Raw genomic sequence first — 13,123 nt, 5'->3', positions numbered from 1 at the left:
CGTTGGTTACATCTTTGATTTCTCGCGGAGTAACTTGGGTTGCTGATAATCTGTTGACTTCAGCCTGACACCACAAGCACCCACACGAATTGCTTGATTCAGTTGTTAAAGAGCGATGGGTTAAGATCTTTCGTCTCAACCGAGGCGCGCATTCTACAGCGTCCTCTGTATCTGTCAAGCGGTTATTTCAAGAAGTTTTCAAAGTTTCCTTTGCAACTTCAACCACTTGCGCTGCGATCAACTCTGGAGATGCTCATCAGCGGGAGGCGAATTCTACAGCGTTACAACCGCGTGTCAAACTCTTTTTTCTCACCGCTGTCGATCAATTCAGACCCGACCTACTTCCTCGCTGACTCTTCACTCCAAAACCTTGCAAACTATTGATCTACAAGGCTTTTTCGTTTCCGTCTGCGCCGGAAGTGGGGCGAATTATAGACACCTCACAGAGGGCGTCAACCGTTATTTTGAACTTTTACCGATCTGGCCTTCGCAGCGCCGCCCAGACGCGGGATTCGCCGAGCAAACACGGGAATCCGCAGCAACAACAGGAATGCACCTATCCCCGCATACAGCGCCCACTCTTTAAGGTCGGCCCGGACAATCCAGAACATATGCAGCAAACCCAGTCCCAGAATCACGTAGATGATCCGGTGCAGCTTTTTCCAGCGTGCCCCAAGACGACGCTGACTATAGCGGTTGGATGTCACCGCCAGCGCAAGCAGCCCCAGGAACGCCAGCGCACCGACGATGATATAAGGACGCTTGACCAGTTCGACACCCAACTGCCCCCAATCCAGCCCCAGAATGAACAGCGCGTACATTGTCAGGTGCAGCAGCGCATACGCAAAACACCATAGGCCCAGCTGGCGACGCACCACGATCCACCCCGACCAACCGGTCAGACGCTGCAACGGCGTCATGGCGAGTGTGATCAGCAGCATGACCAACGTCGCCACTCCGAAGTTCTCCACAAGGACCTTGCCGGGATCAGGCCCGAGCGCAAAGATCCATGCCTGGTACAACCACCACATAGGGGCAATGCAAGCGGCAAGAAATACAGCCAGACGCAAAAACGGATATCGCATCAATAGTCCTTCCGCAAATCCATGCCGGCATACAAGGAACCCACCTCTTCCTCATAGCCATTGAACATCTTCGTATCGCGCAGATTCGGACTGAACAGGCCGCTCGGCAAGCGACGCTCACGGGCTTGTGTCCAGCGCGGATGATCGACAGTCGGGTTGACGTTGGCATAGAAGCCATACTCGTTTGCCGCAATGCTTTGCCAGGTGGTCTTCGGCTGCTCACTGACCAGGCTGATACGCACGATGGACTTCACACTCTTGAAACCATATTTCCATGGCACCACCAGACGTAACGGTGCGCCATTCTGGTTAGGCAGCTCCCGCCCGTACATGCCCACCGCCAGAATCGCCAGAGGGTTCATCGCCTCGTCCAGACGCAGCCCTTCTACATAAGGCCAGTCGATCAGGGCAAAGTCCGAGCGCTGGCCCGGCATGGACTTGGCGTCTTCCAGCGTTTCAAAACGAATGTATTTGGCTTTGGAAGTCGGCTCTACCTGCTTGAGTAACGCAGAGATCGGAAAACCAATCCACGGAATGACCATTGACCAGGCTTCGACGCAGCGCAACCGGTAGATCCGCTCTTCCAACTGATAAGGCTTCATGAAGTCTTCGAGTGCATAACGACCAGGCTTGCCGACTTCACCATCGATCACGACACTCCAGGGCTCGGTCTGCAGAGAGCCGGCATTCTTGGCAGGATCGCCCTTGTCAGTACCGAACTCATAGAAGTTGTTGTAATGGGTCGCGTCCTTGAACGGCGTGATCGCCTCGTCCTTGACGTTGACCGCCTGCCACTTCGTGGAGGGCAGTTTGTCCGCGAACCAGCCCGGCGCTTTACCAGGCTCTACATCGGCATACCGCGATGCATCGGCTGCACCAGCCCAGCGCGGCATTGCTGTGACGGCGAGCCCCGCAAGCGAGCTGGCGAGCAATGTGCGTCGCGAGAGATAAATGGATTCAGGCGTGACGTCCGACTCTTTGGAGTCGGACGCAGAAGGAAGCTTGATTAGCATGATGACTCCGCAGGCCAGGGAACTGATGCACCTATAGACTACGGAGTATGGTGGAAATTAGATCTTTGACTAGGCCTTGCGGCGACGTAGCAGATACTGAATGGGGCCAGAAAGAGCGTACGCGAGGAATATCAGCAGCAAAATGCGCGGCGGGTCGCTGAATACGACAGCAAACACCAGGACCACCGCCAGAATCGCAACAAAAGGCACCCGCCCCTTCAAGTCCAGCTCCTTGAAGCTGTTGTACTTGATGTTACTGACCATCAGCATACCGGCGGCGGCGACCAGCAACGCGACGAGAAACGACAGCTTGGAGCCCTGAATCCCGAAATCGCTGAATGCCCAGACCGTGCCGGCCACCACACCTGCCGCTGCCGGACTGGCCAGGCCGATGAAGTAGCGCTTGTCAGCCTTGCCGACCTGAGTATTGAAGCGCGCCAGACGCAATGCAGCACCGGCTACATAGATGAAGGCAACCATCCAGCCGACCTTGCCCATGTCGCCCAATGCCCAGCCGAATGCCAGCAACGCCGGTGCCACACCGAAGGCAACCATGTCGGACAGCGAGTCGTACTCGGCGCCAAACGCACTTTGCGTGTTGGTCATGCGCGCAACACGACCATCCAGCCCGTCGAGCACCATGGCCACGAAGATCGCAATCGCAGCGAAGGCGAAATACTTGCTTGCCCCGGCAAAATCACCGGCGCTCATGGCGCTTTGCGCACTCATGGAGCTGATGATGGAGTAGAAACCCGCGAACAGATTCGCCGTGGTAAACAGGTTGGGAAGCAGATAGATACCCCGATGCCGGACCTGTCGGCCGTCGGCGTCATGGCCATCTTCCACGTGTTCATCGATAGGTAGCAGACTTTCAGCGTCAGAGGCCTTGATGGGCTCTTCAGGACGTTCGCTCATGGAGATTACCTTGCAGCGGTATGAAAAGGTTCGACACAGGTCTGCGGCGAGGGTTCGCCTGCAAACGATGCAGCTTTATACCAGAGCCTGACCCATAACGAAAAAGCGCGACCGATGGGTCGCGNAGTCCGGCGGTGAGCCGGAAAAGCTTAGTTCTTGTCTTTGTCGACGATTTTGTTCGCCGCGATCCAAGGCATCATCGAGCGCAGTTTTTCACCGATGATTTCGATGCCGTGCGCAGCGTTGTTACGACGCTTGGCAGTCATCGACGGGTAGCCGGTGGCGCCTTCGCTGATGAACATCTTCGCGTATTCGCCGTCCTGAATACGCTTCAGAGCGTTGCGCATGGCCTGACGGGATTCGGCGTTGATGACTTCAGGGCCAGTGACGTATTCGCCGTATTCGGCGTTGTTGGAGATCGAGTAGTTCATGTTGGCGATACCGCCTTCGTACATGAGGTCAACGATCAGCTTCAGTTCGTGCAGGCACTCGAAGTAAGCCATTTCCGGCGCGTAGCCAGCTTCAACCAGCGTTTCGAAACCAGCCTTGACCAGCTCGACAGTACCGCCGCACAGAACAGCCTGCTCGCCGAACAGATCGGTTTCAGTCTCGTCCTTGAAAGTGGTTTCGATAATGCCGGTACGGCCGCCGCCAACGCCCGAAGCGTAGGACAGGGCAACGTTTTTGGCGTTGCCGGAAGCATCCTGATAAACCGCGATCAGGTCAGGGATACCGCCGCCCTTGACGAACTCGGTACGCACGGTGTGGCCGGGAGCCTTCGGCGCGATCATGATCACGTCGAGGTCAGCGCGCGGCACGACCTGATTGTAGTGAATCGCGAAGCCGTGGGAGAACGCCAGTGTTGCGCCCTTTTTCAGGTTCGGCTCGACTTCGTTCTTGTACAGCTGGGACTGGAACTCGTCCGGGGTCAGGATCATGACCAGGTCGGCGGCGGCAACGGCAGAAGCGACGTCGGTCACTTTCAGGCCATGCGCCTCGGCCTTGGCGACAGTGGCCGAACCTTTACGCAGGCCGACAGTGACATCAACGCCGGAGTCTTTCAGGTTGCACGCCTGGGCGTGACCTTGCGAACCGTAACCGATGATGGCGACTTTCTTGCCCTGGATGATCGAAAGGTCACAGTCTTTGTCGTAGAAAACTTTCATGGAAATCCCCTGTTATCTTGGCCACGCAGGCCATTTGCTTAATTGATTTAAATGCTCAGCACTTTGTCGCCACGGGCAATGCCCGTTACGCCACTGCGTACTGTTTCCAGGATAGCGGCGGTGCCGATGGCCTGAATGAAGCTGTCCAGTTTGTCGCTCGTGCCGCTCAGCTGCACGGTGTAAACGCTGGCGGTCACGTCGACGATCTGCCCGCGGAAGATATCCGTGGTGCGCTTGATCTCGGCACGCTGCGCGCCAGTGGCCTTGACCTTGACCAGCATCAGTTCGCGCTCGATGTGAGCGCTTTCCGACAGGTCGACCAGCTTGACCACTTCGATGAGCTTGTTGAGGTTCTTGGTGATCTGCTCGATCACCTCATCATGACCTACGGTGGTGAGCGTCAGACGCGACAGGGTCGGGTCTTCGGTCGGCGCAACCGTCAGGCTTTCGATGTTGTAATTACGCTGGGAGAACAGACCGACGACGCGCGAAAGTGCACCCGGTTCGTTTTCCAGCAGCAGGGAAATGATATGGCGCATGATTATGTCCGCTCCGTCTTGCTCAACCACATATCGCGCATGGAGCCGTCCTTGATTTGCATCGGATAGACGTGCTCGGTCACATCGACCTGAATGTCCATGAACACCAGCCGGTCAGTCATGGCAAAGGCTTCTTCCATCTTCGGCTTCAGATCCTTCAGGTCAGTGATACGCATGCCGACGTGGCCATAGGCCTCGACCAGCTTGACGAAATCAGGCAGCGACTCCATGTAGGAGTGCGAGTGACGCGCGCCGTAGCTCATGTCCTGCCACTGGCGGACCATGCCCAGCACACCGTTGTTGAGCAGAATGATCTTCACCGGCAGGCCGTACTGCAGGCAGGTCGACAGTTCCTGGATGTTCATCTGGATACTGCCTTCACCGGTCACACAGGCAACGTGCGCATCGGGGAAGCTCAGCTTGACGCCCATAGCAGCCGGGAAGCCAAAGCCCATGGTGCCCAGACCGCCGGAGTTGATCCAGCGGTTCGGCTTGTTGAAGCGGTAGTACTGCGCAGCGAACATCTGATGCTGGCCGACGTCCGAGGTGACATAAGCGTCGCCCTTGGTGACTTCGCACAGCGTTTCGATAACGGCCTGCGGCTTGATGACCGTGCCATCGCCACGGTTGTACGGGAACAGATCACCCGTACCGCGCCACTCGTCAATCTGCTTCCACCACGCGGCAACGGATGCCTTGTCGGGTGTCTCGCCGATCTCTTTCAAGGTGGCGACCATTTCGGTCAGCACGCTTTCGACAGGACCGACGATAGGCACGTCGGCCTTGATGGTCTTGGAGATCGAAGCCGGGTCGATATCAATGTGGATAATCTTGGCGTTCGGGCAGAACTTGCTGGCGCCGTTGATCACACGGTCATCGAAACGCGCGCCGACGGCCAGGATCACATCGGTGTGGTGCATCGCGAGGTTGGCGGTGTAGCTGCCATGCATCCCGAGCATGCCGACGAACTGACGATCCGTGCCCGGATAGCAGCCAAGCCCCATCAGGGTATTGGTTACCGGTGCATCGAGCAGTTGCGCCAGTTCGGTCAGTTGCGCCGAAGCATTGCCCATGATCACTCCGCCACCGGCGTAGACGATCGGGCGCTTGGCCGCCAGCAGCATCTCGACAGCCTTGCGGATCTGACCGGAATGGCCACGAACCGCCGGGCTGTAGGAACGCAGCTTGGCTTTTTTCGGAAAGACGTATTCGAATTTTTCGGCCGGGTTGGTCATGTCCTTCGGAATATCGACGACCACCGGGCCTGGACGACCGGACTGTGCCAGGTAGAACGCCTTCTTCAGGACTTCCGGGATTTCCGACGGGTGCTTGATCATGAAGCTGTGCTTCACGATAGGCCGGGAGATACCGATCATGTCGGTCTCCTGGAACGCATCGGTGCCCACCAGCGTACTGGCTACCTGACCGGACAGGACCACCATCGGAATGGAGTCCATGTACGCCGTGGCGATACCGGTAATGGCATTGGTTGCACCAGGACCCGAAGTCACCAGCACCACGCCCGCCTTGCCGGTCGCCCGCGCATAGCCATCGGCCATGTGCGTGGCAGCCTGCTCGTGGCGAACAAGGATGTGGCTCACCGCCGGTTCTTTGAACAGGGCATCGTAGACATGCAGGAGGGCACCACCGGGGTACCCATAGATATGCTCAACGCCTTCGTCACGCAAAAAGCGGACGACCATTTCAGCGCCAGATAAAAGCTCCACGTTGTTCACCTCTAAAACGCCAGAATACCGCCCACTCCGGGACGGGTCTTAATAGGTTTACTGCCAGCAGAGCATGAGCGACGGTGGTCGCCGACTACGTCAGCACTGACTGAGCAAGTATTGGGAGGTCCCTGAGTGTTGCGGAACATTCCCACCCAGCGCGAGGTAACGCGTTGCGGGTGTTACAGGTCGGCGCGGGTGTGCGCCTCATGATCTACCGAGAGGGTCTGCTTCTGGCAGTCCTTCTACAGCGAACTTTGGATTGTTGTGATTCCCCCCCTTCAAGTCAAGCGATCCGTGCGCTTTCTTGACACCCGACGAGTGAAATCGCACCGTTTCGGACTGAAATGCACTGTTATGGTAGCTTTCTGCATGCACAGACTTTCAAGGACCCGACATGCACTGGATGATTCTCGCCGCTGCGCTGGCCATCAGCGCAACCAGCCAGGCCGCTTCAATCTATAAGTGGGTGGATGCCCAGGGTGTGACGCACTTCGATGCCCAGCCGCCTACTGGTCAGCAGGTACAGGAAATCAATGTGCAGACACCGCCACCTGCCGCCGCGCCGGGCATGCCAGCGGACGACGGGGCTGCGCAGCAACGCGAGATTGACCAGAAAGTCAAAAGCCAGGTGAAGGCTCAGGAAGCCAAGCGCGCGGAAAGTTGCGAGACCTTGCGCACCAATCTCGCGCAGTTGCAGAACAATCCGCGCGTGCGTGAGCAGGTGGGAGGGGAATCGAGGCGCCTTACGGATGAGAACCGCAAGACGCGTATCGAAGAAACCAACAGGGCTATCAGCGAATACTGCCGATAGAAGCGCGCCGATCAGCGCGCTGCTGTAATCAGCTGGTCGAACCGCGCCAGATGCGCTTGCAGTTGCCGGGTTTCAGTCATGCACCCGGCATAGACCATCTCGGCCATTTCCAGAATGCCGGAAGCATTGGGCAATGGCAGGTCGCGTTCAAGGATGACCTTCATCCGCGGCAGGAAAATCCATTGCAGCCACTGGGCGAACTCCAGAGTATCGACGCTGAACGGTTCCTGACTGGCGAGCGCCTGCTCGCTGGGCGGTGTCGTATCCCACCAGCCCAGCAAGCGCAACTCGCGCTCTATCAACAACAGTTGCTCGGCAACCTCAGGCAAACGTCCGTCCATCAGCGAGCCTTTTGACGAGCCAGGGCGGCACCGGCCGCATCACCCTGCTTTTCGCGTGACTGAGCGATCAATCCCCACAGGCTGGCCTGAAGGCTGGTGCGTCCGTTGGCGTAAGTCAGACCACGACGTGCCAGTTGCTCGGCCTGGGCCGCATCACCCTGAGCCAGACGAACCTGAGCCAGACGATAGAGCACTTGCGGCTCACGCGGTGCAACCCGCTGCGCACGCTCGAGACTGGACGACGCGCCATTGAGATCGCCGCTGCTCTGCTGTTGCTGCGCGGTGGTCAGCAATGCCAGTACAGGACCATCAAGCTGTTCGTCCTCCGACAGACCGCCACCGCTGGACGGGATTCCGGTCGGGGCAGAGGCAGCCGGCATGCTGTAACTGTTATTCGCAGGAGCCTGACTGACCGGGGCCTGATTGACCGGGGCGGCATCGACAGGCGGAGTGTTGACACTGAACGGCGCCTGAGTGGCTGGCGCAGAGAAACTCTGCCCGGCATCAGCACCACCCGCACCCGGCACCATCACTACGACGCCCGAGTCCTGCGGTACGGCTTGCGGCTGCTGTTGCACCGGCGCGGTGTTGGTGCGGTAAGTACCGTTACGCGAAGCTGCCGCACGTTCGCCGTTGGACACCTTGGAGCTCGAATCCACGACCGGAATCGAGCCGCGTTCCACACTGGCGCAGCCGTTCAGCAAGGCCAGTGCCGTTAAAGCTGGAATCCACCATTTATTCACTTCAAAACCTCGATTGCCTAGTTCAACCAACCCTTGACCCAGTCCATCACCTCAGTGGCAGGTGCCGGAGCGCCGCCGCATGTCGCGCCGGGCTGGGGCTCACTGCCGCGAATATACGGCATCTGCACGGCATTCGGGCAGCTTGCATCCGAACCCTGACCGGTCTGTGCATCGACCCACGCCTGAACGACGTTGTCCGGCATCGCCATGTCCAGCGGCAGCGGACCGGCCTTGCGCATGAAACTGGTCCAGACCTGCAGGGCACCGGTAGCACCGGTAAACGGTGTCTTGCCGTTGTCATCGCGGCCCATCCACACCACGGCCAGCAGGTCCTGACTGAACCCGGCAAACCAGCTATCGCGAGAGTCGTTACTGGTGCCGGTCTTGCCTGCCAGATTCAACGAGCTCGGCAACACGTTGTAAACAGATTTGCCCGTACCTTCGCGCATCACCCGCTGCATCGCATTCTGCACCAGGTATATGGCACCCGGATCGAAGCGCTGTTCAATCTGGAACGGATAACGTTTGAGCGGCTCGCCTTCAGCGGTGAGCACACTGCGAATACCGCGCATCGGCGTATTGAACCCACCGCTGGCAATGGTCTGATACATGGTGGCCACTTCCATCGGACTCAAGCCACCCGCACCCAGCAGCATCGACGGATAGGCAGGCCATTCGCGCGTCACACCCAGCTTGGCGAGGGTCTTGAACACGTTTGGAATGCCCAGCTCAAGACCCAGCTTGGCGGTCGAAAGGTTGTACGAATGCGCCAGCCCCTGATACAGAAAGATATTGCCGTGTGACTTGCGATCGTAGTTCTGTGGTTTCCAGATCTGGCCATCGGCGCCTTTGACCTGAAACAGTTCGTCGGCGATCCAGCTGGTCAATGTGTACTGGCTTGGCCGTTCGAGTGCCGTCAGGTAGATAGCCGGCTTGACCAGCGAGCCGATCGGCCGTACCGCGTCGATCGCCCGATTGAAGCCCGAGAACCCGGCCTCACGCCCGCCGATCAACGCCTGTACTTCGCCGGTTTCAGGGTTGGTGACGACCATGGCCGACTCCACCTCGTCAGAGCCCTTGCGCCCGGCGAGCTTCTTGAATGTATCGTCCATGGCAGCCTGGGACTTCATCTGCAGGATCGGATCGAAGCTGGTAAAGATCCGCAACCCTTCTTCGGTCAAGTCTTCGTCACGATAGTCTTCGCGCAGCTGACGCTTGACCAGATCGAGGAACGCCGGAAACGAGCTGTCGGCGAGGGTCCCGGTCTTGGTCACACCCAGTGGCATTTTCTTCGCAGCGGCAACCACTTCCGGAGTAGCGACGCCCTGCTGCTCGAACAGGTCGAGCACCAGATTGCGACGCTCCAGAGCACGCTCCGGATTGCGACGCGGGTTGTAGAAGGAAGGCCCTTTGACCAGACCGACCAGCATCGCCACCTGATGGATTTTCAGTTCGGAGAGCGGCTGGCTGAAGAAATACTGGCTGGCCAGACCGAAACCGTGAACGGCACGCTGGCCGTCCTGCCCGACGAACACTTCGTTGAGATAGGCCTCGAGGATTTCCTGCTTGCTGTAATGGATCTCCAGCAGAACGGCCATCATGGCTTCGGTCAGCTTACGGGTGAGGCTGCGCTCGTTGGTCAGGTAGAAGTTCTTGACCAACTGCTGGGTCAGCGTGCTGCCGCCCTGGCGCATCTGCCCCTGTGAGGTATTGACCCAGATCGCCCGGGCAATGGACTTGGGCGACACGCCGAAGTGGTGATAGAAATCCCGGTCCTCGACCGCTACCAGCCCGTCGAGCAGATAGGGCGGCGCCTGATCCAGCTTGATCAGGATCCGGTCTTCCAGATTCTTCGGGTAAAGACCGCCGATCAGCAAGGGTTCAAGCCGCGCCACCGCAAGCTTGGCTCCATTGCCCGACGACAGGTCGGCTACGTAGTCACCGGAAAAGCGCACGCGAACCTGCTGCGCTGCGTCAGTGCCTTCGTAGAACTGGAAACCACGTGTGTTGAGGTCGACGGTATTGCCGTTCACCGCTGCGGCGCCGGGCCCGTTCGCCACGCTTTCGCGGCGATAGCCCAGGGCGTCCAGCTCGATGAGAAAGTCATCGCGGCTCAGCTTCTGTCCGACGAAAAGTTCCAGCGGCCGTGCATAGACCTTGGCCGGGATGGTCCAGCGCTTGCCGGAGAATTTTTCCTGGACGATGGCATCCAGGTAAATGGCCAGGCCGCCCAGCAGAACCAGGCCGACAATACCAAGCTTCAGCGCCCAGCCCAGCCACTTGTTAAGGCTGCGGGGAGGTTGTTTTTTTGCAGAACGAGAGGTGCGGGATCGAGTCATGGGCGCGGATTATACGCACTTTACCGAGGATCGACAGACGCCCGAGTCAGCGGTTTGCAGCCTCGCGCCAAGCGGCCATAATGGCGGCATCGTGTACTTACATTTTGAACACATTCCTGAAGGATCGACCGTGAGCCAGTCTTTGATTGCTGCCCTGCAGAACCCTGCCCTCTTCCCCCATCCGGTGGAGAGTTTCCAGGTCATTGAAACGCACATTTCCTGGGTGCTGCTGACGGGTCCATACGCCTACAAATTCAAAAAACCGATGAACTTCGGCTTTCTGGACTTCACCACGCTGGCCCTGCGCAAGCATTTCTGTGAGGAAGAGTTGCGCCTGAATCAGCGCCTGACCGACGACCTCTACATCGAAGTCCTGCCGATCACCGGCACAGCGGACGCGCCGCAACTGGGCGGCGACGGCGAAGCCATCGAATACGCGCTGAAGATGAAGCAGTTCTCGCAGGACGGCCTGCTGAGCACACTGCAGGCCAACGGTGAAGTGACGACTGCGCACATCGACGAACTGGCGCACCAGATTGCCGGTTTTCACCTGACCTCGCCGCAGGTCGGGGCTGAAAGCGAACTCGGCTCGCCTGACAGCGTGATGGCCCCGGTGGTACAGAATTTCGAGCAGATTCGCCCGCTGATCAGCGAAAAATCCGACCTGGCACAGCTTGATGCCCTGCAGGCGTGGGCAGAGTCGAGCTTTGCGCGACTCAAGCCGCTGCTGTCTCACCGCAAGGCCGACGGGTTCATCCGCGAATGCCATGGCGACATTCATCTGGGCAACGCGACGGTGATTGATGGCAAGGTCGTGCTGTTCGACTGCATCGAGTTCAACGAGCCGTTCCGCAAGACCGATGTCTACGCCGACATCGGCTTTCTGGCAATGGACCTTGAAGACCGTGGCCTGAAGTCGCTGTCGCGGCGCTTGATCAGTCAGTACCTGGAAGTCACCGGCGACTATGCAGGCCTGGAGCTGTTGAATTTCTACAAGGCCTACCGCGCAATGGTTCGTGCCAAGGTGGCGTTGTTCAGCCAGCCAGCCGATGCCGACGGCTTGCAGCGCGCAGCGACGCTTCGTCAATACCGCAACTATGCCAATCTGGCAGAGAGCTACAGCGCCATCCCTTCACCGTTTCTGACGATTACCCACGGTGTCTCTGCCGTCGGCAAAAGCCACGTTGCGATGCGTCTGGTGGAATCGCTGGGCGCCATCCGCCTGCGCTCGGACGTAGAGCGCAAGCGCCTGTTTGCCGGCCAGAATCAGGATCTGTACGACGCGCAAGCCAGCGGCGCAACCTATGCGCGCCTGCATGAGCTTGCTACCGCAACCCTGCGCGCGGGCTTCTCGGTGGTGATCGATGCCACCTACCTGAAGCGCGAGCAGCGCGATGCGGCGGCAAAGATTGCGGAAAACACCGGTGTGCCGTTCCTGATTCTGGATTGCGAAGCGCCACAGGCTGTGATCGCTGGCTGGCTTGCGCAGCGTCAGGCGCAGGACAACGATCCGTCTGACGCGACGCTGGAAGTCATCGAGGCTCAGCAGGCCAGTCGCGAGCCGCTCGGCGCCGACGAGATCCTGCGCAGCAAGAAGGTTGCAACCAACGTCAGCAGCGACCTGGACAGCCTTATCGACAACCTGCGCCAGCGCCTGCCGGGCCTGTAAAAAGACACATGGCCGTTGAGCGGTTAACGCTTCACGGCCTCAAGATGATGGCGATATAATGGCGCCATAATTCCAACGCAATGACATGTGCGAGGCCATCATGAGCCACCCCAAACAGATCGACTCACCGCTTTATATGCTGCTGCGCAAAGATGATGTCGAAGGTTTCAATCAAGAGAAACCACGAACCGGCACCATTGATATGGTCGGGGGCGACTTCAGGGGGCTGGACCTTCGCGCGCTGGACACCGCCAATATCGACTTCACCGACGCTTATTTTCGCTCTGCCGACCTTCGTGGCCTGGACCTGCGAAATACACCGATGGAAGGTGCGAGCATCGCTCACGCTCAGATTTCAGGGGTGTTCTTCCCGGCTGAGCTCTCGGCTGACGAGATTCTGATGTCGGTGAATTTCGGCACGCGCCTGCGCTACCGTACCCACTGATACCGCAAAAACGTTGCAGCCTGCATGCGCGATGCACGGCAGGCTGGCGATGTATTGTCCTGCTTTCACCCCTTCTTCTCTCGCATGAGCAGCCCCGTCGCCACTGACGCTACGCTGTGCACCGCACTTTTTAATCCTTGAATACCCTGCCTGGATCATAAGCAGGCACCGGCACCCGTACGACCAAAAGAAATGTTGACTTACAAATGAGAATCGTTATGATTATCACATCCGGTCGCGAGACTGGACGGTAGCCTGAAAGACCTTGGTTCGGACTTTCAGATTATCTCCTCATCAGGCTAATCACGGTTTTTGACCCGGCTCTTT

At 58.5% G+C, this 13,123-nt stretch carries 12 protein-coding genes; 3 read left to right on the top strand and 9 right to left on the bottom strand.

What is annotated here, in order from left to right; translation table 11 throughout:
• Positions 1 to 452: 452 nt before the first annotated feature.
• From msrQ to AO388_RS20425, 6 genes are all read right to left on the bottom strand, one after another.
• Positions 453 to 1,085: a protein-methionine-sulfoxide reductase heme-binding subunit MsrQ gene (gene msrQ / locus AO388_RS20450; protein WP_054082236.1), complete on the bottom strand. Its 633-nt coding sequence runs from the start codon at positions 1,083 to 1,085 to the stop codon at positions 453 to 455.
• A complete protein-coding gene (msrP, locus tag AO388_RS20445; RefSeq protein WP_003430665.1) occupies positions 1,085 to 2,098 on the bottom strand; it encodes a protein-methionine-sulfoxide reductase catalytic subunit MsrP in 1,014 nt (337 codons plus the stop codon). The genes msrQ and msrP overlap by 1 nt, the downstream gene beginning before the upstream one ends.
• Positions 2,099 to 2,167: 69 nt before the next feature.
• Positions 2,168 to 3,013 (bottom strand): CDP-diacylglycerol--serine O-phosphatidyltransferase, encoded by an 846-nt coding sequence (pssA, locus tag AO388_RS20440; protein ID WP_003371380.1) that lies wholly within the window; start codon positions 3,011 to 3,013, stop codon positions 2,168 to 2,170.
• A gap of 149 nt (positions 3,014 to 3,162) precedes the next feature.
• Positions 3,163 to 4,179: a ketol-acid reductoisomerase gene (gene ilvC, locus AO388_RS20435; RefSeq protein ID WP_002552076.1), complete on the bottom strand. Its 1,017-nt coding sequence runs from the start codon at positions 4,177 to 4,179 to the stop codon at positions 3,163 to 3,165.
• Positions 4,180 to 4,226: 47 nt separating this feature from the next.
• On the bottom strand, positions 4,227 to 4,718 hold the full coding sequence (ilvN, locus tag AO388_RS20430) for an acetolactate synthase small subunit (protein WP_002552075.1): 492 nt from the start codon (positions 4,716 to 4,718) through the stop codon (positions 4,227 to 4,229).
• Between the two features lie 2 nt (positions 4,719 to 4,720).
• The gene (locus tag AO388_RS20425; RefSeq protein WP_003430666.1) at positions 4,721 to 6,445 is read right to left on the bottom strand and encodes an acetolactate synthase 3 large subunit; all 1,725 of its coding nucleotides are present in this window, start codon (positions 6,443 to 6,445) and stop codon (positions 4,721 to 4,723) included.
• 397 nt (positions 6,446 to 6,842) lie between these two features.
• Between AO388_RS20425 and AO388_RS20420 the strand changes: the two genes are divergently transcribed.
• Positions 6,843 to 7,259, top strand: coding sequence for a DUF4124 domain-containing protein (locus tag AO388_RS20420; RefSeq protein ID WP_003371370.1), 417 nt, complete (start codon positions 6,843 to 6,845; stop codon positions 7,257 to 7,259).
• An 11-nt stretch (positions 7,260 to 7,270) separates the two neighbouring features.
• Here the strand turns inward: AO388_RS20420 and AO388_RS20415 are convergent, their stop codons facing one another.
• From AO388_RS20415 to mrcB, 3 genes are read right to left on the bottom strand one after another with little or no spacing between them, the layout of a single operon-like run.
• Positions 7,271 to 7,600 carry a YqcC family protein gene (locus AO388_RS20415; protein ID WP_003371368.1) on the bottom strand — a complete coding sequence of 110 codons (330 nt, stop codon included), beginning with the start codon at positions 7,598 to 7,600 and terminating at the stop codon, positions 7,271 to 7,273.
• Entirely contained in the window at positions 7,600 to 8,343 is a 744-nt protein-coding gene (locus AO388_RS20410) for a tetratricopeptide repeat protein (RefSeq protein WP_044310159.1), read from the bottom strand. Before AO388_RS20410 ends, AO388_RS20415 begins: the two co-directional genes overlap by 1 nt.
• Before the next feature lie 17 nt (positions 8,344 to 8,360).
• Positions 8,361 to 10,682: a penicillin-binding protein 1B gene (mrcB, locus tag AO388_RS20405; RefSeq protein WP_003371363.1), complete on the bottom strand. Its 2,322-nt coding sequence runs from the start codon at positions 10,680 to 10,682 to the stop codon at positions 8,361 to 8,363.
• 130 nt (positions 10,683 to 10,812) lie between these two features.
• On the opposite strand from mrcB, the gene AO388_RS20400 reads away from it, so the two are divergent.
• Positions 10,813 to 12,351 (top strand): bifunctional aminoglycoside phosphotransferase/ATP-binding protein, encoded by a 1,539-nt coding sequence (locus AO388_RS20400; RefSeq protein WP_003430670.1) that lies wholly within the window; start codon positions 10,813 to 10,815, stop codon positions 12,349 to 12,351.
• 100 nt (positions 12,352 to 12,451) lie between these two features.
• The gene (locus tag AO388_RS20395) at positions 12,452 to 12,796 is read left to right on the top strand and encodes a pentapeptide repeat-containing protein (protein ID WP_003371360.1); all 345 of its coding nucleotides are present in this window, start codon (positions 12,452 to 12,454) and stop codon (positions 12,794 to 12,796) included.
• Positions 12,797 to 13,123: the final 327 nt, after the last annotated feature.

The sequence above is a fragment of the Pseudomonas sp. ICMP 10191 genome, from assembly GCF_001467335.1.
GTDB lineage: Bacteria > Pseudomonadota > Gammaproteobacteria > Pseudomonadales > Pseudomonadaceae > Aquipseudomonas > Aquipseudomonas cerasi.
This window is presented reverse-complemented; position numbering and strand designations above follow the sequence as displayed.

What these genes read in the sequence shown, in the direction of transcription:
- ilvC (WP_002552076.1), bottom strand. Translation starts at nt 4,179, where the DNA reads ATGAAAGTTTTCTACGACAAAGACTGTGACCTTTCGATCATCCAGGGC.
- AO388_RS20420 (WP_003371370.1), top strand. Translation starts at nt 6,843, where the DNA reads ATGCACTGGATGATTCTCGCCGCTGCGCTGGCCATCAGCGCAACCAGC.
- msrP (WP_003430665.1), bottom strand. Translation starts at nt 2,098, where the DNA reads ATGCTAATCAAGCTTCCTTCTGCGTCCGACTCCAAAGAGTCGGACGTC.
- AO388_RS20415 (WP_003371368.1), bottom strand. Translation starts at nt 7,600, where the DNA reads ATGGACGGACGTTTGCCTGAGGTTGCCGAGCAACTGTTGTTGATAGAG.
- AO388_RS20395 (WP_003371360.1), top strand. Translation starts at nt 12,452, where the DNA reads ATGAGCCACCCCAAACAGATCGACTCACCGCTTTATATGCTGCTGCGC.
- mrcB (WP_003371363.1), bottom strand. Translation starts at nt 10,682, where the DNA reads ATGACTCGATCCCGCACCTCTCGTTCTGCAAAAAAACAACCTCCCCGC.
- pssA (WP_003371380.1), bottom strand. Translation starts at nt 3,013, where the DNA reads ATGAGCGAACGTCCTGAAGAGCCCATCAAGGCCTCTGACGCTGAAAGT.
- ilvN (WP_002552075.1), bottom strand. Translation starts at nt 4,718, where the DNA reads ATGCGCCATATCATTTCCCTGCTGCTGGAAAACGAACCGGGTGCACTT.
- msrQ (WP_054082236.1), bottom strand. Translation starts at nt 1,085, where the DNA reads ATGCGATATCCGTTTTTGCGTCTGGCTGTATTTCTTGCCGCTTGCATT.